This window comes from Burkholderia sp. 22PA0106 (assembly GCF_047497155.1).
GTDB lineage: Bacteria > Pseudomonadota > Gammaproteobacteria > Burkholderiales > Burkholderiaceae > Burkholderia.
Genome location: NZ_CP163162.1, coordinates 743,415 through 765,816, shown reverse-complemented (window position 1 = coordinate 765,816; position 22,402 = coordinate 743,415). Strand labels below are relative to the sequence as shown.

The following is a 22,402-nucleotide window of genomic DNA, read 5'->3' as shown; positions in this document are numbered from 1 at the left end:
GCGAGCACCGAGAGCACATTGCATGGCCGAAGTCTTTTCCACGCCGGCGGGCGGCGCCACCGACGCCGATCGCTCCTATGTCGGGCTGGCCCGGCAGATCTACGACCTCGTCGCCTCGGGCGACGTGGCGCCCGGCGCGCGCCTGCCGTCCGAGCGCACGCTGGCCGAACGCTTCGCCGTGAGCCGCACGCAGGTGCGCGAGGCGATCATCGCGCTCGAAGTGCGCGGCGTGGTGGAGGTGCGGGTCGGTTCGGGCATCTACGTGGCCGAGGCACGCGAGGGGCGGCCCGTTGCGTCCGTTTCGTTCGAATTGCCGCGCGGGCCGGGGCCGATCGAAACCTTGCGCGCGCGGGCGCTGATCGAGGCCGAGATCGCCGCGCTGGCCGCCACCGAGCGCAAGGACGCCGATCTCGACCGCCTGTTCGCGGCGCTGCGCGCGATGCGCGAGAACATGGACGACAAGGCCGCCAACGAGGCCGCCGACCGCGATTTCCACCTGGGCATCGCGCAGGCCACCGGCAACGCGGTGCTGCGGCACATGGTGGCCGCGATGTGGGACGGCTCGCGCGCCGATCCGCTCTGGAAGAAGATCGAGGAGCATTTTCACGACACCGCGCTGCGCGAGGCCTCGCAGGGCGATCACCAGCGCATCTTCTCGGCGATCATGGCCCGCGACGCGCAAGGCGCGCGCGAGGCGATGCAGGCGCACCTGACGCGCGTGATCGGCGAATTCACGCAGGCCTGGCGGTAAGGCGAGCGCGCGGACGAGCGGGTCGTTTGTTCGGCCGCGCCTGTCGATCCTGTAAAAAACGCACGACCCTCGCCCCGCTCGCCACGCGGGCGAAACCCGCCGCCAACCCCCACCCCGCCTTGCTCTCCCGTCTAACATCCGATTCGGGCACGCGTCCTGCGATCCCGATGGTTCGGCGCAGGCTCACGCCCGCGCCTCCGATGCGAACCCGCCAGAAGGAGGACAGCGACATGACGATTACCAAGACGATCAAGGGCATTGTCGGCATGGACCCGACCGATCATGCGGACCCGGACATGAGAGCCGTGCTCGACACGCTGCAATCGATGAACCCGAAGCCGATCGAATCGTGCACGCCGAGCGAGGCGCGCCGCCAGCCGACCCCGGCCGATGCCGTGAAGAAGCTGATCGCGCAGGCCGGCGCGGCCGCGGCCCGGCCGCCCGGTCTGGTGGATGTCGCCTCGCACGACATCGAGATCGACGGCGCGATCGGGCCGCTGCCGGCGCGCGTCTACAAGCCGGCGATCGACGGGCCGCTGCCGGTGATCCTGTACTTCCACGGCGGCGGCTGGGTGCTGGCCGATCTCGACACCTACGACGCCGCGCCGCGCGCGCTGGCCGCCAAGAGCCATGCGATCGTGATCTCGGCGCATTACCGGCTGGCCCCCGAGCACAAGTTCCCGGCAGCGCACGAAGACGCGATCGCGGCATGGCGCTGGACCGTCGCCAACGCGGCCGCGCTCGGCGGCGACCCGTCGCGCATCGCGGTGATGGGCGAAAGCGCGGGCGCGAACCTCGCGATCAACGTGTCGATCCACGCGCGCGATCACGGGCTGCAACGCCCGGTTCACCAGACGCTGGTGTATCCGGTGGCAAGCAGCAACGTGATGTCGCTGTCGTACGAGGAGAATCGCAACGCGCGGCCGCTGAACAAGCCGATGATGCTGTGGTTCGTCGAGCAGGTGACGCACGACAAGAGCGAACTGAAGGACCCGCGCATCGACGTGCTCGGCTCGGCGGACTTGAAGGACCTGCCGCAGACGGCCGTGGTGATCGCCGGCATCGATCCGCTGCGCTCGGACGCCGAGAACCTCGCGAACCGGCTCGCGCGCAGCGGCGTGGACGTGGTCAGCGAGCACTTTCCGGGCGCGACGCACGAGTTCTTCGGGATGGCCGACGTGGTGCAGGCCGCGCGCGACGCGCAGAAGTTCGTCGCGCTGGTGCAGCGCAAGGCGTTCGGGGAAGAGGTGGTGTAGCGGTTCGGGCGGGGCCGCGCGGGCCGCGGCCCCGCCGGGCGCCAGTGCGGCGACGCGTGGCAGTTACTGCGCGGCGGCCTCGCCGCCGTCGTTGCCCTGGCCTTCTTCGTGGCCTTCGTAACCGTCGTCCTCGGCCGGATGCGCGTCGAGCCACGCCACGATCTGCTGCGAGGCCTGCAGCGGCGTGACCGTCTCGCCGGTGGCAAGCACATCGAACTTTTCGGGGTCCATGCCGTTCTCGTTGCCGAGATGCGCGATCGAGATGGTCCAGCGCCAGTCGACCTGCTCGGCGATCGGCGACGACACCGCCTCGATACTGCAGCGGCAACCGTCGATTTCGGCGACGAACCCCGTATGGGTCGGATCAAAACTCGCGAACACGGCAGCTCCTTCGATGACAGGCTCCGCAGGCGCGGAGAAGCGGCGAGTATCGCACGAGGTGCGCCGGACGGAACCCGGTGCAAACGCGGGTAAGCAACGGCTCACCATGGCGCGCCGCCCGCGCGCGCTTCGGCGAACAACCCGCTTGCCGGCTTACAATCACGGCCGCCCGGACAACCAACCGCCGTTCCGACATGACGCAGTGGAAGTACGCCAACCTCGACGCCATCCGCGGCCTCGCCGCGATCCTGATCGTGTTCCGCCACGCGCCGCTGCTGTTCGAGTCGCCGCGCTTCCAGCAGAGCTACCTGGCGGTGGACCTGTTCTTCGCGATCAGCGGCTTCGTGGTGGCCAACGCCTATGAAGCGCGGCTGCGCTCGGGCGCGCTCGGCTTCGGCGCGTTCCTGAAGGTGCGCCTGATCCGCCTCTATCCGCTCTACCTGATCGGCATCGTGCTCGGCCTCGCCAGCCATTTCGTGGCGCTCGGGCATGCGCACGCGCACGGCCAGCCGCATGCGTCGCTGCTCGCCACCACCGCGCTGGTGGTGCTGTCGTTGCTGATGCTGCCGGCGCGCGCCGAGCCGCTCTACCTCGTCAACAACCCGGCCTGGTCGCTGCTCTACGAGATCGTCGCGAACCTCGGTTTCGCGGCCATCGTGCGGCGGCGCGTGGTGCCGATCCTGATCGCGGTGATGGTGCCGTCGGCCGCCGTGATCGCGCTCTATGCGATCCGCCATCACGGCATCGACGAAGGCTGGGATCTCGCCAAGTGGTATCTCGCGCTGGCGCGGGTCGGCTTCTCGTTCTCGGCCGGCGTGCTGCTGTTCCGGCTGCGGCGCGCGGCGCGCCCGCGCAGCGCGCTGCTGTCGCTGCTCGCGGTCGTCGCCACGCTCGCGATGCTGTGCGTGAAGATGCCGCCGCGCTGGGCGGGCCTCGCCGTGATCGTCGAGGTGATGGTGCTGATCCCGCTGATCGTCCAACTCGCCACGGCCTGCGAACCGCCGGCGTGGCTCGCCGCGCCGTTCGAGCAACTGGGGCGTGTTTCCTACGGGATCTACATCGTCCACGCGCCGCTGCTGCTGCTCGCCTACCGGCTGATGGAGGCGCACAAGCACGTGTACGGCAAGGGCGCGCTCGCCGCGTTCGTCGTGGCGCTGCTGCTGCTCGTGGCCGTGCTCGATCGCTACGTGGACGCGCCGATGCGCGCCTGGCTCACGCGTCGCACGCGGCGCGATCTCGCCGTGCCGGTGCACTCGCGCGTCTAGCCGATCGGCCGCCGCACGCGGGCCCGCGGCCGGCTGGTTCGGCCGCACACTCCGGCGCGGCGCGCAGCGCAACTGTGCATGGCGAAGCGCGCCTGCCTTGCCCTACACTGCCGTCTCCATGCCAACGCGAGCGAGCCGCCATGCTGAACATTCTCGGAAAACAGCCGTCGATCAACGTCCGCAAGGTGCTGTGGGCCTGCGCGGAACTGAACCTCGCCTACGAGCGCGAGGATTGGGGGTCGGGCTTTCGCGCGACCGACGTGCCCGAATACCTTTCACTGAATCCGAACGCGCTGGTGCCGGTACTGCGCGACGGCGAGTTCGTGCTCTGGGAATCGAACGCGATCCTGCGCTACCTGGCGAACCGCGAAGGCAGCACGGCGCTGTATCCGCAGGACGCGCGGCAACGCGCGCTGGTCGATCAATGGCTGGACTGGCAGGCCACCACGCTGAACCCGGCCTGGGTGTATGCGTTCCAGGGCCTGGTGCGCCAATCGCCGGCGCATCAGGACCCGAAGGGCATCGCGCAGTCGATCGCGAACTGGACGCGCCAGATGCGCATCCTCGACGAACGCCTCGCGCAAACCGGCGCGTTCGTGGCGGGCACCGAGCATTCGCTGGCCGATATCGTGATCGGCCTGTCGGTGCATCGCTGGCTCGGCACGCCGTTCGAGCACCCGCCGCTGCCGGCCGTCGAAGCGTATTACCACGAGCGGCTGTCGGCGCGGCCGGGGTTCGCCGAGGTATGCAACGCGGCGATACCTTGAGCCCGCCCGCGCCCCGCGCGGCATGCGCGGGCTCGCAAGGGGCATCGCCCCGGCTCGCCTAGGGTAAACTCCCGGGGTTGTCGCCGAAACGACTTGTTTCGGGATGCTGACCTATTCCCCCCGCACCCATGTAGCTTTCGAGAGCCTTTCTTTCCGTTGCCCAACGGCTTGCCCCGCGATACCGCGCGCGGGCGCATTGCGTCGTTTCGACCGATGCGCACGCCGCGCTCGACCTCGCCGGGCAAGGCTCTCGATGACGCAGCCTGCCTCCGTCACGCCCACGAAAAACCAGGCGGGCCTTCGCCCGCGCAGCGATTCCCATGCATATCCAGACGCTCCGGGAGCAGTGGCTCTCGAACCTTCCCGCCAACGTGCTGGCCGGCATCACCTCGTCCTTCGCGCTCGTTCCCGAGTGCATCGCGTTCGCGCTCGTCGCGCAACTGAACCCGCTGATGGGCCTGTACGGCGCGTTCATCATCTGCGCGCTGACCGCGATTCTCGGCGGCCGGCCCGGCATGATCTCCGGCGCGGCCGGCTCGATGGCGGTGGTCATCGTCGCGCTGGTGGTGCAGCACGGCGTGCAGTACCTGCTGGTGACGGTCGTGCTCGGCGGCGTGTTCATGATGCTGTTCGGCCTGCTGCGGCTCGGCAAGCTGATCCGGATGGTGCCGCATCCGGTCATGATCGGCTTCGTCAACGGGCTGGCCATCATCATCGCGTCCGCGCAGTTCGAGCATTTCAAGACCGTCACGCCGCAGGGCACGGCCTGGCTGCACGGCACGCCGCTGCTCGTCATGTGCGCGCTGGTGGCCCTGACGATGCTGATCGTCTATCTGCTGCCGCGCGTGACCAAGGCGGTCCCGCCGGCGCTGGTCGCGATCATCGGGATCGGCATCGTCAGCCAGGGCCTGCATCTGCCCACGCGCACGCTCGGCGACATGGCGCATATCGCGGGCGTGTTCCCGAGCTTTCACCTGCCGTCCGTGCCCTGGAATCTCGACACGCTGCGCATCGTGTTCCCGTATGCGCTGCTGATGTCGATCGTGGGCCTGCTGGAAACGCTGCTGACCTTCAACCTCACCGATGAGATCACCGAAACGCTCGGCCGGCCGAACCGCGAATGCCTGGCGCTCGGCATCGCAAACGTGGTGTCGGGGCTGTTCGGCGGGATGGGCGGCTGCGCGATGATCGGCCAGACCATGATCAACCTGAGTTCGGGCGGCCGCAGCCGGATTTCGGGCGCGACGAGCGGCATCATGATCCTGCTCTTCATCCTGTTCCTGTCGCCGCTGATCGAACGCATTCCGCTGGCCGCGCTGGTGGGCGTGATGTTCGTGGTCGCCCAGCAGACCTTCTCCTGGGGATCGCTGCGCCTGCTCGGCAAGGTGCCGCGCAACGACGCGCTCGTGATCGTGCTGGTCACCGTCATTACCGTGTTCACCGACCTGGCCATCGCCGTGATGTCGGGCATCGTGATCGCCGCGCTGAACTTCGCCTGGCAGCACGCCCGCGAAATCCGCGCGGAGATCGCGCGCGACGGAGGCACCGCGACCTATGTCGTGCACGGCACGCTGTTCTTCGCATCCACCGGCAATTTTCAGGACCTGTTCAAGCCGCTGAACGACCCCGAGGCCGTGATCGTGGATTGCCGGCACCTGCATGTGGCCGACCATTCGGCGATCGCCGCGTTCGAATCGCTCGAGGAGCGCTATCGCAAGGCCGGCAGGCAGCTGCGATTCACCAACCTGTCGCCGCGCGGGCAGCATCTGCTCGCGCGCGCCGGGGTGCGGTTCTCGTTCGGTTGATGTGCGGCCGATTTCGTCGATTCTCGTGCTGACCGGCGTCGATGCCGCACTCCGCGATTCGCTGAACCCGCATCAAGCGGTATGAGCCGGCCCGAACGGCATCGCTTGCCGAACCCGTGGCGCCGATTGGCGAAGCGTGCTGGCGGGCCACGTCCGCTGTTCAGCTTTCCCGGCGCGCCGCCGTAAACCAGTGGCCATTCGCCGACATCCCCGCCCGACCGAGTACGCCATGCCCGCCGACACGCGCCTGCCCTGCCGCCCCTGAAATCCCGCCAATCCGCATGTAGGTTTTACAAGCCCGCCTCGCGCGCTACCCGCTCTCCCGGCCCCGCCGCCGATCCGTCCCCATCGCGCGCCGCACGCTCCGCCGCGCCTTGCCATCCCCCGCGCAGCCCCGCCACCAAGGGCTCCGCGCCGTTCCGCCCGGCGTCATCGCCCCTCATCCTCATGGCATTTCCCGCCATTTGGCACGAATGCTGCTGTATAGAGACGCAAACCCGGCCGAGCATGCCCGGTTCGGACCGGCGGCCCCCCGATCGCCGCCATGCGATCGGCAGCGGATTGCCGACAACTTCGACACGCCAACAAAGAGGAATTGCGATGACCCACAACACGCATATGACCGATGTGAAGACCCTGCGCGATCGCGCCCGCAAGCACGTCGACGATGGCGCCGTCACCGCCGGCTATCACGCCGACCGCGACACGGTGTTGAAGCTGCTCAACGAGTCGCTGGCGACGGAAATCGTCTGCATGCTGCGCTATCGCCGCCATCACTTCATGGCGAAGGGCATTCACTCGTCGGGCATCGCCGAGGAATTCCTCGTGCACTCGAACGAGGAGCAGAGCCACGCCGACATGCTGGCGGCCCGCATCGTGCAGCTCGGCGGCAGCCCGGATCTGGCGCCGGACGGCCTGACCAAGCGCAGCCATGCCGAATACGTGGAAGGCACGACGCTGGTCGACATGATCAAGGAAGACCTGGTGGCGGAGCGCATCGCTATCGACAGTTATCGCGAGGCGATCCAATACCTCGGCGATCGCGATCCGACCACGCGCCGCCTGTTCGAAGAAATTCTCGCGGTCGAGGAAGAGCACGCCGATGAAATGTCGGACCTGCTCGCCGGGCTGCCCGAGGAACTGAAGAAGAAGAACGTGAACTGAGTGAGCGTCGCGTTCGCACCGTGTTCAACCCCGTGACGGCGGGCATCCATCCGTCTGCAAGCATTCAACGCTGGAGGTGAAGCATGAACAAGGATCACATCAAGGGTACGGCCGAACAAGTGAAGGGCAAGGTCAACGAAGTGGTTGGCAAGGCCACCGGCAACACCAAGCAAGAAGTCAAGGGCGACTTGCAGCAAGCCGCCGGCGAGGCACGCAAGGGCCTCGGCGATGCGAAGGACGCGGTGCGCGGCAAGCCGGATCATCACTGACCGGCGCGTGACCGTTTCGCCTCGTCGCGAAACGGTCACGATGCGCGGTCAATCTGTCGCGCATGCCCGGCCTCGGCCGGGCAGCGTCCAGACCGCGACATGCGAGGTATCGATGCAGCACGATTCCAACGATTCCCGTCACACCCCCGCTCCGAACGACGACACCGCGGACACCGCGCCGACGACCGTCGAATCGGATCTGTCATTACTCGAACTGCTGGTGGCGCGTCTCGTGCCCGGCGAGCCCGCGCCGTTCGCGCTGTGGCGCGCACGGCTCGAAGCCACGCTGGCCAGTGACGGCCTGCAACCGGCCGAACGCGCGCAGCTCGACGACATCGTCGCGCGCCTGCGCGAACTCGAAGCGCACAGCACTCGGCTGGCCTTGCACTGAGAGCCGCTGATTCCGGAGTTCACACCATCGCCCAAGGGCGGACGGCGGCGCACGGTCGATGATCGAGCGACGCTGAACGGCATCTTGTACGTATTGCAAACGGGTATTCCGTGGGAAGACCGAGGCAAGCTCGGATCGAAGCGACACATCGTCGTAGTGCACGTGGCATCCCTCCGGCTGTCACGATCACGGGAGCCAACCGGCACGATTCGATGGCATTCGAATCCACGCTCGATGCCATTCCTGCGGTACCAGGCCTGAACGGTCGGCCGCGCAAGCGACCGAGCAAACTGCACGCCGACAAAGGATATGACTTCGCTCGCTGCCGTCGTTATCTAAGACAGCGCGGCATCAAGGCCGTATCGCCCGCGGCGGTATCGAAAGCAGCGAGCGACTCGGGCGGCATGGTTGGGTGGTCGAGCGTACGCATGCCTGGTTCGCCGGATTCGGCAAGCTCCGGATTCGCTTCGAGCGCCGCCTCGATATTCATGCCGCTTTGCTCGTTCTGGCTGCCGCCGTCATCTGCTCGAGATTCGTGGATGACTCGTGTTAGCGGCTCTAACCCAACTCGTGAGTGACATTGAGCCCCTCAAACAAATGCTCAGCGGTTCCATTTTCGGCAGAGAATCTAAACGGCTTGCATCGGTCGACCACAACTTCCGGTATGCCTGGTTGAGTGGATAGGATATCCATGGTTTCGCGTATATACGCCTCCAATGGCATCGCGCGCTCATCGGTCAACTGCTGAGTGCCCATTAGACTTGTCTGAACGTACGGAGGAATCAATTCGATCAGTTCGATCGACGTTCCGATAAGCTGATGACGCAGCGACATTGAATAAGAATGAAGGGCGGCTTTGCTTGCGCAGTAAGTCGGATGGGTGACCATCGGAACAAATGCAAGGTCGGAAGAAACATTGATGATCGTAGCGCGAGGCCTGCCTCTCAAATGTGACAGCAGTGCAGCAGTCAGGCGTGCCGGCCCTAGAAAATTTGTGGATAATATTTCCTCGGCGTCTTCGATATAATTCTCGTTGGCCACAACATCTTCTGGCCTCATAATCCCGGCATTATTGATGAGAACATTTAGTTCGGGGTAGGTTTGCATCACGTACCGCGATACCGATTTCACCTGTTCGGCTTGCGTCACGTCCATGCAAACAGATCGCATTCCGGGATTTTCTCTAGTCACATCGTCTAGAGCATTTTGCCGTCGGCCGGAGATCACAACCTGGTTTCCTAAGCGATGAAAAGATTCCGCCAGTGCGCGGCCGATGCCAGATGCACCCCCAGTAACAAAAATCGTATTTCCAGTGAGAATCATGGGTTTTGTGCTTTTTGTCGCGGTTCGTGTCGGTACTCTTAATTCAGCAAATCGTGCGACTCTGAAGCGTCGAACGCTACGGTACGCTATTAAAATTCATGTTTCGTGTAGCGCTCGTGAGTCAACAGATAGCATGGTTCCATGAGGCCGGTGAGCGGATAAATTTCGTCATGGGTATGCTCAAATCCCAGATGCTTCAGGAAGTGAGACGAAGCGGTGTTGTCCGGATGATGACCAGCGTAAAGTGCATCGGCTTTCATGTGACCGAATGCGTATGCAATAACAGTCTTGCCTGCTTCTCGTCCGAAACTCATGGACCAAAACGCGCGACGTAATTGACACCCCAATTCCAGGATGTTTTGCTCCGGATCGTGCGGGCGAAGTCCGCAACAGCCAACGAATTCTCCGTTTTCTTTCAGAAAAATCGGCCAATATTGCATGTTGCGCTCAGCCAGAGTTGAGATCTCCAGCCGAAGTCGATCCTCCACTTGCTGCCGTGACCAATCGCCGCCCTCGAATCGAGTTACGATCGGATCTCCGAACACATGATTAATCAAATCGAAGTCGTCAGATTGCCATTTTCCAAATAAAAGCCTTTCGGATTCCATAAAAAAACTTCGCATTGCGTGAAACCTCCCATTAAATTTAAGGGGCAATCGAATTTTTCACAAATGTAATGAATTGGGAGAAAATTTTCGGTCACTATACCAGTAAAAAATTAGCTGCAACGCCTTAGAAGCTGTTGCGAAATTAGGTTTTGGGTCTGTTTAACTTTTCCGACTTGGTGTTAACTTTCTGTCTTGTTTTGCCCAACAGGAAGCGATGCCGAAAGAACTGATAGACGACGAATTGTGGTCACTCATCGAACCGCTGCTGCCGGTGCGAGCACCACGCAATCGCCAGTATGCAGGCCGCAAACCGACACCCGACCGCGCGGTGCTGGCAGGCATTGTGTTCGTGTTGCGCTCGGGCATTGCGTGGAATCTACTCCCGCAAGAAATGGGATGTGGTTCAGGCACGGCTTGCTGGCGACGGCTCGTGGCGTGGCAACAGGCCGGCGTCTGGCAACGCATCCACGAAACGTTGCTGGCCGAGTTGCGTCGCCGTGGCGAAATCGACCTCTCGCGTGCGCTCGTCGATAGCTCATCGATCCGCGCCGTACTGGCGGGAAAAAAACCGGCCCGAATCCCACGGACCGGCGCAAGCTCGGCAGCAAACACCACCTCATCGTCGACGCGCAAGGCATCCCGCTCGCGGTCATCCTGAGTGCAGCAAACCGTCACGACATTACCCAGCTTGATGCGCTGGTCGATGCCATTCCACACATCAGGGGCAAGCGGGGACGTCCGCTGCGCAAGCCGCAAATCATACAAGGCGACCGGGGCTACAGTTCTGAGCCCCATCGGCAGCGCTTGCGTGAGCGCGGCATCACGCCGATGCTCGCAAAAATCGGCGCGCCACATGGCAGTGGACTGGGAAAAACACGTTGGCCAGTGGAGCGTTCGATTGCCTGGTTGCACTCGTTTCGACGGCTCAAAATTCGTTATGAACGCTACGCTCATGTACACGAGGCCTTTATGTCTTTGGCTTGTGCCTTGATTTGCTGGACACGTCTCAAATCTCTGGATAACTAATTTCGCAACAGCTTCTTAAAGCCGCCGCACGGCGCGCCGCGCGATTCAGCGACACCCCAAACGACCAACGCCACGCGCGATATCGCATCGCGCGTGGCGTTCGCCGTTCCCTTCTCGTCTTCCTGCCGCGCGGCCGCAGCCGTTCAGTGCGCGGCCACCTCCGCCCCGACCCGCCCGGCCTGCAACGCGGTGCGCGTCACGCGCTCGCGTGCGTCGAGCGCCGCGCACCATGCGACGTAATCGGTGCGCGTCCAGTCCAGCTCGACGCCCACGCGCCGCGTGCCCGGCCGGATCTTCGGCTTGTGCAGCGACAGCGTGACCGATTCGAGCGACGGCCATTCCTCGAACGACAGCGCCGCCAATTCCACCACCAGCGTTTCGAGCAGCCGCGTGTGCGGCTTGTGCGCGAGCCACGACGCGACGCGCGCGCAGTAGCCGTCGTAATCGACGAAGCCCTCCGCGCCCTGCTCCACCGGCTCGCAGCGGTAGCCGAGCCGCGCGTCGACCACGACCGGCTGCGGCGCCTCGTGCTCGTGCGCATGAATGCCGATGCGCGCGGGCACCTTCAGTTCGTCGATGAACACGCTCCAGCCGCGCCCGCGCGGGCGGGCCGTTTCGAGCGTCGCGAACGGATCGTCGGTGCGTTTCATGACACGATCGGCGCGGCGGCGTCGAGCATGATGCGGCAGAAGTAATCGGCGAAGCTGCGGCGGATCACCAGGTCGTAGCTCTGCTCGCCGGTCGGCACCAGCGTGATCGACGACTTGAAGTAATGGCTCTGCGCGCATTGGCCCGCGCCGAAGCGGCTCGGATGCAGATCGAGCGGGCAGCCGCGTGCGATCACGTCGCGCACGCGCTCGCCGCTGACTTCCAGCACCGTGAAGCCGCTGCCGACATCCACCGCCGCCGCGTAGCGGCCGGCCAGCGCCGGCACCAGCTTCGCTTCGAGCTGGCCGGCCACCACCGGGCCGTGCGAGCGCACCAGCCACTCGTCCGGGCCGAGCCACAGCACGTCGTAGTCGGCGCCGCGCGCCACCGTGTTCGGCGTGGCGGGCGGCTTGCAGCCGACCACGCGCTCGAACGCCTCGACGAACGCCGGATCGGACAGCTCGCCGCGCACGTTGACGAGGTCGAGGAACGGCCGCTCGCGCAGTTGAAACTTCTGCGAGGCCTTCGCCTGGTGCGGCTTCAGCACGTCCTGCGCACCGACCAGCGGCGATTCGAGCCGCATGCCGGCCGGTTGCACGGCCACCGAAGTTTGATTTCGCGTTTCATTCCACATTCTGACGTACCCCTTCGGTGTCGTAGAAAACCGGGCTGGTGATCTTCGCGTTGATCTTCCTGCCGTTCGCGAGCGAGATCGCGACGGACTGGCCCATCTTGCCCAAACCGCCCTTCACCACCGCCATCGCGATCGAGCGCTTGAGGATCGGGCTGAAGTAGCTCGACGTGACGTGGCCGATCATCGGCGTCAGTCCGTTCGCATTCGCCACGGCCGCCGTCTCGACGATCTGGCCGCCTTCTTCCAGCACGGTGGCCGGGTCGTCGGTCAGCAGGCCGACCAGTTGCTTGCGGTTGCTGCCGGCCGTGTCCGAGCGCGACAGCGAACGGCGGCCGAGGAAATCCTTCGACTTCGCCACCAGCCCGCTCATGCCGAGGTCGTGCGGCGTGACCGAACCGTCGGTGTCCTGGCCGACGATGATGTAGCCCTTCTCGGCGCGCAGCACGTGCATGGTTTCGGTGCCGTACGGCGTGATGTCGAATTCCGCGCCGGCCGCCATGATGGCTTCCCACACCGCGCGGCCCGCATTGGCCGGCACGTTCACTTCGTAGGCCAGTTCGCCCGAGAAGCTGATGCGCATCACGCGCGCCTTCGCGCCCGCCACGGTGCCGTCGCGGTAGCTCATGAACGGGAACGCCGCGTTCGCGAAATCGATGTCCTGGCACACCTTCTGCACCACCTTGCGGCTGTTCGGGCCGACCACGGCGAACGTCGCCCAATGATCGGTGACCGACGACAGACGCACCTTCATGTCCGGCCATTCGGTCTGCAGCCAGCGCTCCATCCAGGTCAGCACGCGCGCCGCGCCGCCGGTGGTGGTGGTCATCATGTAGTGCTGCTCGCCGAGGCGCACCGTCACGCCGTCGTCGAACACCATGCCGTTCTCGTCGAGCATCAGCCCGTAGCGGCACTTGCCGACTTCGAGCTTGTTCCACGGGTTCGTGTACATCCAGTTCAGCAACTGGATCGAATCCGGGCCTTGAATGTCGATCTTGCCGAGCGTGGACGCATCGAGAATGCCGACGCTGTTGCGCACCGCCAGGCATTCGCGCGCGACCGCCGCGTGCAGGTCCTCGCCGTTCTTCGGGAAGTACCAGGGGCGCTTCCAGTTGCCGACGTCCTCGAACAGCGCGCCGTTCGCGACGTGCCATTCGTGCACGCAGGTCTTGCGCACCGGGTCGAGGAAATCGCCCAGTTCGCGGCCGGCGAACGTGCCGAACGTGACCGGTGTGTAGTTCGGACGGAAGGTGGTGGTGCCGGTTTCGGGGATCGTCTTGCCGAGCGCCAGCGCGAGGATCGCCATGCCGTTGATGTTGCCGAGCTTGCCCTGGTCGGTGCCGAAGCCCATGCCGGTGTAGCGCTTGGCGTGCTCGACCGATTCGAAGCCTTCGCGGGCGGCCAGCAGGATGTCGGCCGCGCCCACGTCGTTCTGGAAATCGACGAAACGCTTCGCGCCGCGCGTGACCTGCTCGCCCGCGCCGACCAGCCAGAGCGCCTGCAGCGGCGCTTCGGCGGCGTCGGTGGCCTGCGGGGCGACCGGACGCTGCACCGCGTTGAAACCGGCCGCCTTGGCCGCGTCCACGCCGGCGTCCACCGCGAGCCGCAGCCCGCGCGCCAGCGAGAACTCACCGGCGGCCGCGCCGATGCTGGTTTCCGGCTGCACGGCCTTGCCCGGCACGAAGCAGGCCTTCTCGTCGTGCCAGTGCGCCTTGCCGCCCGATTGTGCGAACAGGTGCAGCACCGGGCTGTAGCCGCCCGACATCGCGAGCAGGTCGCACGGCAGCGTGGCCGTCTTGCTGCCCATCTTGCCGCTCGCGTAGGTGTGCACGTCGACCGAGCTCACGCGCAGCTTGCCCGCTGCCTGCGCCACCACCGCGCCGTGCATCACGGTCACGCCGTGACGCTTGGCGGCGGCCGGCAGCGCGCCGTTCGAGGCGGCGCGCGAATCGACCACCGTGACCTTCGCGCCGTGCGCCTTCAGGTCGAGCGCGGCCTGGTAGGCGCGGTCGTTGTTGGTGAACACCACGACCTCGCGGCCCGGCAGCACGCCGAAACGGTTGACGTAGGTGGACACTGCGCCGGCCAGCATCACGCCCGGCAGGTCGTTGTTGCCGAACACGATCGGGCGCTCCTGCGCACCGGTCGCCAGGATCACGCGCTTGGCGCGAATCTTCCACAGCAGCTCGCGCGTGCCCTTGCGCATCGACACCGGCAGATGCTCGGTCAGGCGTTGCGAGACGGTCACCAGGTTGTGGTCCTGGTAGCCGAACGCCGTGCTGCGCGACAGGATCTTCACTTCAGGCAGCTTGGCCAGTTCGGCCTCGATCTTCTCGACCCATTGCAGCGCCGGCTTGCCGTCGATTTCGGCGCGGCACGACAGCAAGCTGCCGCCCAGCTCGCGCTGGTCGTCCACCAGGATCACGCGCGCGCCGGTCACGGCCGCCGCATGCGCGGCCGCCAGACCGGTCGGCCCGCCGCCCACCACCAGCACGTCGCAATGCGCGAACTGCTTGTCGTAGCGGTCGGCGTCGAGCGCCGCGGGCGCCTTGCCCAGGCCGGCCGCCTCGCGAATCTTCTCCTCGTACTTCGGCCAGAACTTGCGCGGCCACATGAAGGTCTTGTAGTAGAAGCCCGCCGGCATGAAGCGCGCGAACTTCTGGTTGATCGCGAAGCGATCGTTTTCGAGCGACGGCTCGGCGTTCACGCTGGTGGCGACCAGGCCTTGATACAACTCGATCTCGGTGGCGCGCGCGTTCGGCACGGTGTACGCGCCGGTTTCCAGTTGCACGACCGCATTCGGTTCCGCGACGTCGGCCGTCACGATCCCGCGCGGGCGGTGGTACTTGAAGCTGCGGGCGACGAAATGCACGCCGTTGGCCAGCAGCGCCGAGGCCAGCGTGTCGCCCTGGAAGCCCTGGTAGGTGCGGCCATTGAACGTGAAGGTCAGCGGAATCGCGCGGTTGATCCGGCCACCCGCATTCAGGCGGTCTTTCTGGCTCATTTCGTGTTGCCCTCTTGTGCGTCGTGTGCGGGCACGCCGAACGTGTCGTAGCCCTGGATTTCGTAGCTCACCGTGTCGCGCGTCGCCATGAACCAGCGGCGGCAGCCCTGCGTGTGCAGCCATTGCTCGCGGTGCACGCCGCGCGGATTCTTGCGCATGAACAGGTAGTCGCCCCATTCGCGGTCCGACAGCGCGTCGGTGTCGAGCGGGCGGGCGATGTCGGCTTCCCCGCCGCACGAGAATTCGGACTCGGCGCGCGGTCCGCACCACGGGCAGTTGATCAGCAGCATGTTGGTTTCTCCTCGTGGTCCGGGTTCAGTGCGCGACGGCGGCGGCGCCGTGTTCGTCGATCAGGTGGCCGTTGTAGAAACGGTCGAGCGCGAACGCCGCGTTCAGCGCGTGCGGCTCGTCACGCGCGATGGTGTGCGCGAACACCCAGCCCGAGCCCGGCGTGGCCTTGAAGCCGCCCGTGCCCCAGCCGCAGTTGAAATACAGCCCCTTCACGTCGGTCTTGCTGATGATCGGGCAGGCGTCCGGCGAGACATCCACGATGCCGCCCCACTGGCGATTCATGCGCACCCGCGAGAACACCGGGAACATCTCCACGATCGCTTCCAGCGTGCCTTCGATCACCTGGAAGCTGCCGCGCTGGCCGAAGCCCGTGTATTGATCGATACCGGCGCCGATCACCAGGTCGCCCTTGTCGGACTGGCTGATGTACGCGTGCACCGCGTTCGACATCACCACCGTGTTGACGCACGGCTTGATCGGCTCGGACACCAGCGCCTGCAGCGGGTGGCTTTCGATCGGCAGGCGGATGCCGGCCATGTCGGCGAGCGAGCTGGTGTTGCCGGCGGCGACCACCGCCACCTTCTTGGCCTTGATGAAACCCTTGACCGTATCCACGCCGGTGACCTGGCCGCCGTCGCGGCGAATGCCCGTGACCTGGCAGTTCTGGATGATGTCCACGCCGGCGCGGTCGGCGCCGCGCGCGAAGCCCCAGGCCACCGCGTCGTGGCGGGCCGAGCCGCCGCGGCGCTGGATCGACGCGCCCAGCACCGGGTAGCGGCTGTTCAGGTTGATGTTGGGTTCCAGTTCCTTGATCTGCGCAGGCGTCAGGTATTCGGCGTCCACCCCGTTCAGGCGGTTCGCGTTGACGCGGCGCTGCGTGTCACGCACGTCCTGCAGCGTGTGCGCAAGGTTCATCACGCCGCGCTGGCTGAACATGACGTTGTAGTTCAGATCCTGCGACAGCCCTTCCCACAGCTTCATGGCCTTCTCGTACAGGCCGGCCGATTCGTCCCACAGGTAGTTCGAGCGCACGATGGTCGTGTTGCGGGCGGTGTTGCCGCCGCCGATCCAGCCTTTCTCGAGGATCGCGACATTGGTGATGCCGTGCTCCTTGGCGAGGTAGTACGCCGTCGCGAGGCCGTGCCCGCCACCGCCGACGATCACCACGTCGTATTCCTTCTTCGGTTCGGGGGAACGCCATTGGCGCTCCCAGTTCTCGTGATACGACAGGCCGTTGCGGAACAGGCTGAATAGGGAGTAGCGGCTCATTTCAATGCACCTTGGTTAGCACTCGATGACGTTCACGGCCAGGCCGCCGCGTGACGTTTCCTTGTATTTCGTTTTCATGTCGGCGCCGGTTTCGCGCATGGTCTTGATCACCGAATCGAGCGACACGTAATGCTGGCCGTCGCCCTTCAGCGCCATGCGCGACGCGTTCAGCGCCTTGATCGCGCCCATCGCGTTGCGCTCGATGCAGGGGATCTGCACCAGGCCGCCCACCGGGTCGCAGGTCATGCCGAGGTTGTGTTCCATGCCGATCTCGGCGGCGTTCTCGACCTGATCGGGCGTGCCGCCCATCACGGCGGCGAGCGCCGCGGCGGCCATCGAGCAGGCCACGCCCACCTCGCCCTGGCAGCCGACCTCGGCGCCGGAAATCGAGGCGGTTTCCTTGTAGATGATGCCGATGGCCGCGGCCGTCAGCAGGAAATCCAGGATCCCCTGCTCGTTCGAGCCGGGCACGAACTTCACGTAGTAATGGAGCACCGCAGGGATCACGCCGGCCGCGCCGTTGGTGGGCGCGGTGACCACCCGCCCGCCGGCGGCGTTCTCCTCGTTGACGGCCATCGCGTAGAGGTTGACCCAGTCGAGCATCGACAGCGGATCGCGCAGCGATTCCTCGGAGCGGTCGCGCAGGCGGCTGTACAGGCCGGCCGCGCGGCGCTTGACGCGCATCGGGCCGGGCAGCTCGCCCTCCACCTTGCAGCCGCGCTCGACGCAGGCCGCCATGGTCTTCCAGACCGCCAGCAGGCCGGCGCGCACTTCCTCGGCCGGACGCAGCGCGCATTCGTTGCGATACGTCAGCTCGGCGATCGACAGGCCGCTTTCGCGGGAGACGCGCATCAGGTCGTCGCCGGTGCGGAACGGGTACGGCACCTCGGTCGCGGCGCGCACGCCGTTCACGCGATCGCCGTCGCGGTTCACCACGAAGCCGCCGCCGACCGAGTAATACTCCTTCTCCACCAGCAACTGGCCCTGTTCGTCGAACGCCTGGAAGCGCATGCCGTTCGGGTGGACGATGCCGGTGCCGGTCATCAGGCGGCGGAAGAAGCCGATGTCTTCCTTTTCTTCGAAGCGGACCGACTGGCGGCCCAGCAGCGAGAGCGTCTTCTCGGCGCGGATCGCCTTCAGGCGCGGCTCGATCAGGTCCGGATCGATCACGTCCGGCAGGTGGCCCTCCAGGCCGAGCAGTACCGCCTTGTCGGTGCCGTGGCCCTTGCCGGTCGCGCCGAGCGAGCCGTACAGCTCGACCCGCACGCGCCGCACGAAGGCCAGCAGGTTCGCATCCTCGACATGCGAGGCGAACCGGCAGGCGGCGATCATCGGGCCGACCGTATGCGAGCTCGACGGGCCGATGCCGATCTTGAACAGATCGAAAACGCTGACGTTCATCTGACTGCTTCTCCGGGGGAAACGGAACGGTTGGACATTGGCGTCAGTACATCAAAGCGTAAAATCCGCCGATAGAACAAAACCGGCATCGAAGTGGGATGCCGCCGCCACCCCGGTGACGGCGGGGCCGAAAACTGCGTTTTGGCGATGATTCGCGACGGAAAAACGCAAGTCCGGCCCCAATGGATCGGCGACGCTCGACGCACGGAGCGCCGCCGCCGGCCGGCGCTTTCCGGCTTCACGCCCTACCCTGACCACGCTTCAATGACGCCCGATCTGCCCGCCTCGCTCCTGTCCGACGACCCGGCCCCCCACCGGTTGCGCTTCGGTATCGTGCTGCTGCCGAACTTCACGCTCACCGCCTTCTCGGGCTTCGTCGACATGCTGCGGCTGTCCGCCGACGACGGCGACTACAGCAAGCCGGTGCGCTGCGCCTGGAGCGTGATCGGCGACACGCTCGCGCCGGTGCGCGCGAGCTGCGGCATCCAGATCACGCCGTGGGAAACCTTCGACGAGGCGCGCGAGCCGTTCGACTACGTGGTGGTGGTGGGCGGGCTGCTGCATTCGAGCCCGCAGGCGAGCCCGGACACGCTGAAGTTCGTGCGGCGCGCGGCCGAGGGCGGCGCCAACGTGGTGGGGATCTGCACCGGCGTGTTCACGCTGATGCGCGCGGGCGTGCTCGATGCGCACCGGATCTGCGTGAGCTGGTTCCACTACTGGGATTTCATCGAGCGCTTTCCGAACGCCGACCCGGCGCTGCTGATCGCCGACCGGCTGTTCGTCATGGATCGGCGCCGCATCACGTGCTCGGGCGGGCGCGCCGCGATCGACGTGGCCGCCGCGATCCTGCTGCGCCATTTCGATCACGCCACCGTGCAGAAGGCGCTGCGCATCCTGCTGGTGGGCGAGATGCAGAAGGGCAACGCGCCGCAGCCGCATCCGCCGGGGCTGGAGCCGGCCACGCACCCGAAGGTCAAGCGCGCGATCCTGCTGATGGAGCAGCACGTGGGGCGTGCGCTGCCGCTGGAGGAACTGGCCGGCAAGCTCGACCTGTCGGCGCGGCAACTGGAGCGGCTGTTCAAGGCCGAAACCGGCAAGAGCCCGCAGGCGTTCGCCAAGCAGGTGCGGCTGCGCACCGCCGCCTGGCTGCTGACGAGTTCGGATCGCACGGTGGCCGACATCGCCACCAGTTGCGGGTTTGCCGATGCGTCGCATCTCGGGCGCGAGTTTCGGAAGCAGTTTGGTGCGACGCCGGCGGCTTATCGGGAGAAAGGCGGGGCGGCGGCGGAGGGGGCTGAAGCTGCTGAAGGGGTCGAGGCGATCGAGGGGGCTGAAGCGGTCGAGGCGGCTGAGGCAGTCGATGCGGCTGAGGCGGTCGATGCGGCTGAGGCAGTCGATGCGGCTGAGGCGACCGATGCTGCCGATCGCGAAACCGTGGCAGGCCCGGCGGGCAAGGCCGAAGCGGCCGGCAAGGACCGGGGACGGCTGCCCGGATAAGGACGATTCGGCGGCGCGCTAGGATGCGCCGCCGCTCGCGCGCTAGTCGCGGCGCGCCCGAACGCTCGAGCGCGCACGACGGCTCACGCTACATCGCCCACGATCAGACGTAGACGCTGACGGCCGTGCCGCTCGACTGGCCGGTCTGCTGCACGTATTGCGCAATCGCGGACTGCAAGGCAGCGCTGTCGGTCGCCACCTGCGTGGTAGCGGCCTGGCGTTCCGCATCGGTGTGCGCGCGTGCCAGTTGCTGCTCGGCCTGCTGCAGTTGCTGTTCGAGACGCTTGATCGTCTGTTCGAGCTGACTCGCGGCGCTGCTGCTGCTCGAAGAGCCGCCGCCACCGCCACCACCGCCGCCCGAACCTTGCGTGCTGCTCGTGGAACCGGACGTGCCGGACGAGGCAGTCGACGAATCCGACGACGTGCTCGAAGTGGACGATGCGCCCACGGCCGTCGAGGTGCTCGCCGATGCGGTACTGCTCGCGCCATAACCGAGCGGCGTGCCGCCGGTAATGTCAGTGGTTGAGCTAGCCGAAGTGGCGGATGTCGCCGACGAGGTCGAGGTCGCCGCCGTGGCCGGTTGCGTCGCGCTGGCCGACGCCGCTGCGGCCGCCGCCGACTGGCTCGATGGATTCGACTGGCTGGTTTGACCGGAAGCCGCCGCGGCTGCCGCATCGGCCGCCGCCTGCTTGTCGCGCTTGCTGCTCGCCGACGTGCTGTCATACGGATCGACCGTGCTGACGCTGGAAGTCGCCTGAATGCTCATGACCTGCTCTCCGTTGGCTTGACCGCTGCATATCGGCATCCGAACGAAAAACTTGAGGTCGGCTCAGGAAAACACGATTTCCCTATCTATCAAGCAGTTACGCCGCCTTACCTGCGTCACGCGGGCGGCACGTCGGCCAGGCCGCTCAGTCCGGGTTCGAGCGGCACGTATTTGAGCGCTCAAGTTAAAGCGTTATAGTGAGCGCTTTCCCGCATCGCGCTGCACTTGCAGATCCTCCGGCATGCCAAGCAACCCCGACGCCACCAACGCCCCCGCCGCCCCACCAAGCGACGCCGAGGCGCGCGAGCATTTCACGTCGCTCGCCTGTACCCACACAGCGCTGCGCCGCGCGGCGCGCCGTCTCGGCAACCTGTACGACGATGCGATGGCCCCGTCGGGCCTCAAGTCCACCCAGGCCGGCCTGCTCGCCGAAGTCGAGCGGATCACGCAGCGCGACGGCAATCAGCCTCCGACGCTGCAGGATCTGGCCGATCAACTCGCGGTGCAGATTTCGGCCGTGACGCACGCGCTGCGCCCGCTGATCCGCGACGGGCTGGTGGCGCTGCGGCCCGACGCCCAGGATCGCCGCGTCAAGCGCGCGGCGTTGACGGCCGATGGGCAGGCACGCCTGCAAGCCGCATTCGAACACTGGCGCGAGGCGAACGAACGTGTCGAAGCGGTGCTCGGCACGGCCGATGCCGTCATGTTGCGGAGGCTCGCCGATCAGGTGTCGTCCGACGCGTTCCTCACCGCGTACGACCAGGACCGGACCGAGCGCCGCGATTAGGACTGCTTCGGGGCTGGGTCGCCTGGGTCGCCTGGGTCGCCTGGGTCGCCTGGGGCTGCTTAGGGCCGCTCAGCATCGCAACCACGCATCGAACGCCGGCCGCTACACGAACAGCTTGGCCACCGCCGTCATGTTCTCCTTGCCGAAACCGCGCTCGACCGCGATGCGAAACACGCCGTGTGCGGCGGCGATGGTCGGCGCCATCGCATCGTTGCCGACCGTCTGCAACGTGTAGCCGAAATCCTTCTCGATCAGCTCGACCGGAAATTGCGGCGCAACCGCGCCGGTCAGCATGAGGCCGGACACGCGCCCCGCCGCCGCGCTCCAGACGGGCGTGGCGGCGATCGCCGCCAGGATTCGCGTGACGTCGGCGCCCGCGTGCCCCAGCAGGCCGATCAATTCCGCCAGCACCGTCACCTGCACGCCGAGCAGCGTGTTGGTGGCCAGCTTCGCCAGCGCGGCGGCGCCGGGCGACCCCACATGCACGATGGACGTGCCCATCGCCGCGAGCACGGGTTCGGCTTGCGCCAGCACCCCGGCATCGCCGCCGATGAAATAGGTCAATTGCCCGGACTCGGCCTGCGGCGTGCTGCCGACGACCGGCGCTTCGAGCAGCCGCAGCGCCCGCTCGGCCAGGCGTGCGTCCAGTTCGCGAATCCACTCGGCCGTCAGCGTGGAGCTTTCGATCGCGATGGCACCGGCCGCCATGCCCCCGGCCGCGCCGGTATCCGGGTCGAGCCAGACCTGCCGCGAGGCCTCGTTGTCGCGCAGCATCGCGATCACGAACGCCGCGTCGGCGGCCGCCGCCTTCGGCGTGTCGGCGAGCCGCGCGCCGGCTTCCACCAGCGGCGCGGCCGCCTGCGGGCTGCGGTTCCACACCGTCACCCGATGCCCGGCCCGGATCAGGTTCGCCGCCATGCGCGAGCCCATCGCGCCCAGGCCCAATACCGCAATCGTCGCCATCTCGTTGCTCTCCCGCTGAATGATTGGTGCACGGCTCCATGCCGGTTTCGCCGCCGATTCTGCGCGCCCGCCGCACGCCCCGCCATGTCATGCACGCCATGATTCCGGCCATGACGGCGGCCCCGGCACGCCTCGCCGG

21 protein-coding genes and 2 pseudogenes are annotated in these 22,402 nt (G+C 66.4%); 12 read left to right on the top strand and 11 right to left on the bottom strand.

Annotated features, from left to right (window positions below; genetic code table 11):
* Nucleotides 1–22 precede the first annotated feature (22 nt).
* Nucleotides 23–751 (top strand): FadR/GntR family transcriptional regulator, encoded by a 729-nt coding sequence (locus AB4850_RS03320; RefSeq protein WP_414441185.1) that lies wholly within the window; start codon nt 23–25, stop codon nt 749–751.
* Between the two features lie 230 nt (nt 752–981).
* Nucleotides 982–2,007 carry an alpha/beta hydrolase gene (locus tag AB4850_RS03315; protein ID WP_414441184.1) on the top strand — a complete coding sequence of 342 codons (1,026 nt, stop codon included), beginning with the start codon at nt 982–984 and terminating at the stop codon, nt 2,005–2,007.
* Nucleotides 2,008–2,070: 63 nt separating this feature from the next.
* Here AB4850_RS03315 and AB4850_RS03310 read toward each other — a convergent pair whose 3' ends face one another.
* Nucleotides 2,071–2,388: a hypothetical protein gene (locus AB4850_RS03310; protein ID WP_414441183.1), complete on the bottom strand. Its 318-nt coding sequence runs from the start codon at nt 2,386–2,388 to the stop codon at nt 2,071–2,073.
* 194 nt (nt 2,389–2,582) lie between these two features.
* On the opposite strand from AB4850_RS03310, the gene AB4850_RS03305 reads away from it, so the two are divergent.
* The 7 genes and pseudogenes from AB4850_RS03305 (at nt 2,583) to AB4850_RS03275 (ending at nt 8,602) form a co-directional block, all read left to right on the top strand.
* A complete protein-coding gene (locus AB4850_RS03305; protein ID WP_414441182.1) occupies nt 2,583–3,653 on the top strand; it encodes an acyltransferase family protein in 1,071 nt (356 codons plus the stop codon).
* A gap of 140 nt (nt 3,654–3,793) precedes the next feature.
* A complete protein-coding gene (locus AB4850_RS03300; protein WP_414441181.1) occupies nt 3,794–4,420 on the top strand; it encodes a glutathione S-transferase family protein in 627 nt (208 codons plus the stop codon).
* Between the two features lie 320 nt (nt 4,421–4,740).
* Complete coding sequence (locus tag AB4850_RS03295; protein WP_414441180.1) at nt 4,741–6,225, top strand: SulP family inorganic anion transporter; 1,485 nt, start codon at nt 4,741–4,743, stop codon at nt 6,223–6,225.
* Between the two features lie 600 nt (nt 6,226–6,825).
* Nucleotides 6,826–7,389, top strand: coding sequence for a ferritin-like domain-containing protein (locus AB4850_RS03290; RefSeq protein ID WP_414441179.1), 564 nt, complete (start codon nt 6,826–6,828; stop codon nt 7,387–7,389).
* An 83-nt stretch (nt 7,390–7,472) separates the two neighbouring features.
* Nucleotides 7,473–7,658, top strand: coding sequence for a CsbD family protein (locus AB4850_RS03285; RefSeq protein WP_414441178.1), 186 nt, complete (start codon nt 7,473–7,475; stop codon nt 7,656–7,658).
* Between the two features lie 112 nt (nt 7,659–7,770).
* The gene (locus tag AB4850_RS03280; RefSeq protein ID WP_414441177.1) at nt 7,771–8,049 is read left to right on the top strand and encodes a hypothetical protein; all 279 of its coding nucleotides are present in this window, start codon (nt 7,771–7,773) and stop codon (nt 8,047–8,049) included.
* Between the two features lie 6 nt (nt 8,050–8,055).
* Nucleotides 8,056–8,602 (top strand): annotated as a pseudogene (locus AB4850_RS03275) (IS5 family transposase).
* A gap of 5 nt (nt 8,603–8,607) precedes the next feature.
* Here the strand turns inward: AB4850_RS03275 and AB4850_RS03270 are convergent.
* Together AB4850_RS03270 and AB4850_RS03265 are read right to left on the bottom strand one after the other, a co-directional pair.
* Nucleotides 8,608–9,372, bottom strand: coding sequence for an SDR family oxidoreductase (locus tag AB4850_RS03270; RefSeq protein WP_414441176.1), 765 nt, complete (start codon nt 9,370–9,372; stop codon nt 8,608–8,610).
* Nucleotides 9,373–9,461: 89 nt separating this feature from the next.
* Nucleotides 9,462–9,980, bottom strand: coding sequence for a GNAT family N-acetyltransferase (locus AB4850_RS03265; protein WP_414441175.1), 519 nt, complete (start codon nt 9,978–9,980; stop codon nt 9,462–9,464).
* A gap of 214 nt (nt 9,981–10,194) precedes the next feature.
* Between AB4850_RS03265 and AB4850_RS03260 the strand changes: the two genes are divergently transcribed.
* A protein-coding gene (locus tag AB4850_RS03260; RefSeq protein WP_414440148.1) for an IS5 family transposase occupies nt 10,195–11,006 on the top strand; the annotation gives its coding sequence in 2 pieces (ribosomal slippage) (nt 10,195–10,534 and nt 10,534–11,006; 813 coding nt in all).
* Between the two features lie 143 nt (nt 11,007–11,149).
* On the opposite strand, the gene AB4850_RS03255 is transcribed toward AB4850_RS03260, so the two are convergent.
* From AB4850_RS03255 to AB4850_RS03230, 6 genes are read right to left on the bottom strand one after another with little or no spacing between them, the layout of a single operon-like run.
* On the bottom strand, nt 11,150–11,656 hold the full coding sequence (locus AB4850_RS03255) for a dihydroneopterin aldolase (RefSeq protein WP_414441174.1): 507 nt from the start codon (nt 11,654–11,656) through the stop codon (nt 11,150–11,152).
* The gene (locus AB4850_RS03250) at nt 11,653–12,288 is read right to left on the bottom strand and encodes a sarcosine oxidase subunit gamma (RefSeq protein ID WP_414441173.1); all 636 of its coding nucleotides are present in this window, start codon (nt 12,286–12,288) and stop codon (nt 11,653–11,655) included. The genes AB4850_RS03255 and AB4850_RS03250 overlap by 4 nt, the downstream gene beginning before the upstream one ends.
* The gene (locus tag AB4850_RS03245; protein ID WP_414441172.1) at nt 12,278–15,289 is read right to left on the bottom strand and encodes a sarcosine oxidase subunit alpha family protein; all 3,012 of its coding nucleotides are present in this window, start codon (nt 15,287–15,289) and stop codon (nt 12,278–12,280) included. Before AB4850_RS03245 ends, AB4850_RS03250 begins: the two co-directional genes overlap by 11 nt.
* Entirely contained in the window at nt 15,286–15,579 is a 294-nt protein-coding gene (locus tag AB4850_RS03240; protein WP_414441171.1) for a sarcosine oxidase subunit delta, read from the bottom strand. The genes AB4850_RS03245 and AB4850_RS03240 overlap by 4 nt, the downstream gene beginning before the upstream one ends.
* Nucleotides 15,580–15,604: 25 nt before the next feature.
* Nucleotides 15,605–16,849: a sarcosine oxidase subunit beta family protein gene (locus AB4850_RS03235; RefSeq protein WP_414441170.1), complete on the bottom strand. Its 1,245-nt coding sequence runs from the start codon at nt 16,847–16,849 to the stop codon at nt 15,605–15,607.
* Between the two features lie 15 nt (nt 16,850–16,864).
* Nucleotides 16,865–18,250 carry an L-serine ammonia-lyase gene (locus AB4850_RS03230; protein WP_414441169.1) on the bottom strand — a complete coding sequence of 462 codons (1,386 nt, stop codon included), beginning with the start codon at nt 18,248–18,250 and terminating at the stop codon, nt 16,865–16,867.
* A gap of 264 nt (nt 18,251–18,514) precedes the next feature.
* On the opposite strand from AB4850_RS03230, the gene AB4850_RS03225 reads away from it, so the two are divergent.
* The gene (locus AB4850_RS03225; RefSeq protein WP_414441168.1) at nt 18,515–19,747 is read left to right on the top strand and encodes a GlxA family transcriptional regulator; all 1,233 of its coding nucleotides are present in this window, start codon (nt 18,515–18,517) and stop codon (nt 19,745–19,747) included.
* Between the two features lie 103 nt (nt 19,748–19,850).
* Here the strand turns inward: AB4850_RS03225 and AB4850_RS03220 are convergent, their stop codons facing one another.
* The gene (locus AB4850_RS03220; RefSeq protein WP_414441167.1) at nt 19,851–20,513 is read right to left on the bottom strand and encodes a hypothetical protein; all 663 of its coding nucleotides are present in this window, start codon (nt 20,511–20,513) and stop codon (nt 19,851–19,853) included.
* A 241-nt stretch (nt 20,514–20,754) separates the two neighbouring features.
* On the opposite strand from AB4850_RS03220, the gene AB4850_RS03215 reads away from it, so the two are divergent.
* A complete protein-coding gene (locus AB4850_RS03215) occupies nt 20,755–21,300 on the top strand; it encodes a MarR family winged helix-turn-helix transcriptional regulator (RefSeq protein WP_414441166.1) in 546 nt (181 codons plus the stop codon).
* Nucleotides 21,301–21,402: 102 nt separating this feature from the next.
* Here the strand turns inward: AB4850_RS03215 and AB4850_RS03210 are convergent.
* Nucleotides 21,403–22,293, bottom strand: a pseudogene (locus tag AB4850_RS03210) (NAD(P)-dependent oxidoreductase); the annotation flags it as partial.
* Nucleotides 22,294–22,402 lie beyond the last annotated feature (109 nt).

Excerpts from the sequence above, each read along its gene's own strand:
- AB4850_RS03230 (WP_414441169.1), bottom strand. The coding sequence starts at position 18,250 with ATGAACGTCAGCGTTTTCGATCTGTTCAAGATCGGCATCGGCCCGTCG.
- AB4850_RS03300 (WP_414441181.1), top strand. The coding sequence starts at position 3,794 with ATGCTGAACATTCTCGGAAAACAGCCGTCGATCAACGTCCGCAAGGTG.
- AB4850_RS03265 (WP_414441175.1), bottom strand. The coding sequence starts at position 9,980 with ATGGAATCCGAAAGGCTTTTATTTGGAAAATGGCAATCTGACGACTTC.
- AB4850_RS03235 (WP_414441170.1), bottom strand. The coding sequence starts at position 16,849 with ATGAGCCGCTACTCCCTATTCAGCCTGTTCCGCAACGGCCTGTCGTAT.
- AB4850_RS03250 (WP_414441173.1), bottom strand. The coding sequence starts at position 12,288 with ATGTGGAATGAAACGCGAAATCAAACTTCGGTGGCCGTGCAACCGGCC.
- AB4850_RS03245 (WP_414441172.1), bottom strand. The coding sequence starts at position 15,289 with ATGAGCCAGAAAGACCGCCTGAATGCGGGTGGCCGGATCAACCGCGCG.
- AB4850_RS03220 (WP_414441167.1), bottom strand. The coding sequence starts at position 20,513 with ATGAGCATTCAGGCGACTTCCAGCGTCAGCACGGTCGATCCGTATGAC.
- AB4850_RS03280 (WP_414441177.1), top strand. The coding sequence starts at position 7,771 with ATGCAGCACGATTCCAACGATTCCCGTCACACCCCCGCTCCGAACGAC.
- AB4850_RS03240 (WP_414441171.1), bottom strand. The coding sequence starts at position 15,579 with ATGCTGCTGATCAACTGCCCGTGGTGCGGACCGCGCGCCGAGTCCGAA.
- AB4850_RS03305 (WP_414441182.1), top strand. The coding sequence starts at position 2,583 with ATGACGCAGTGGAAGTACGCCAACCTCGACGCCATCCGCGGCCTCGCC.
- AB4850_RS03215 (WP_414441166.1), top strand. The coding sequence starts at position 20,755 with ATGCCAAGCAACCCCGACGCCACCAACGCCCCCGCCGCCCCACCAAGC.
- AB4850_RS03320 (WP_414441185.1), top strand. The coding sequence starts at position 23 with ATGGCCGAAGTCTTTTCCACGCCGGCGGGCGGCGCCACCGACGCCGAT.
- AB4850_RS03315 (WP_414441184.1), top strand. The coding sequence starts at position 982 with ATGACGATTACCAAGACGATCAAGGGCATTGTCGGCATGGACCCGACC.
- AB4850_RS03285 (WP_414441178.1), top strand. The coding sequence starts at position 7,473 with ATGAACAAGGATCACATCAAGGGTACGGCCGAACAAGTGAAGGGCAAG.
- AB4850_RS03255 (WP_414441174.1), bottom strand. The coding sequence starts at position 11,656 with ATGAAACGCACCGACGATCCGTTCGCGACGCTCGAAACGGCCCGCCCG.
- AB4850_RS03290 (WP_414441179.1), top strand. The coding sequence starts at position 6,826 with ATGACCCACAACACGCATATGACCGATGTGAAGACCCTGCGCGATCGC.
- AB4850_RS03295 (WP_414441180.1), top strand. The coding sequence starts at position 4,741 with ATGCATATCCAGACGCTCCGGGAGCAGTGGCTCTCGAACCTTCCCGCC.
- AB4850_RS03270 (WP_414441176.1), bottom strand. The coding sequence starts at position 9,372 with ATGATTCTCACTGGAAATACGATTTTTGTTACTGGGGGTGCATCTGGC.
- AB4850_RS03225 (WP_414441168.1), top strand. The coding sequence starts at position 18,515 with ATGACGCCCGATCTGCCCGCCTCGCTCCTGTCCGACGACCCGGCCCCC.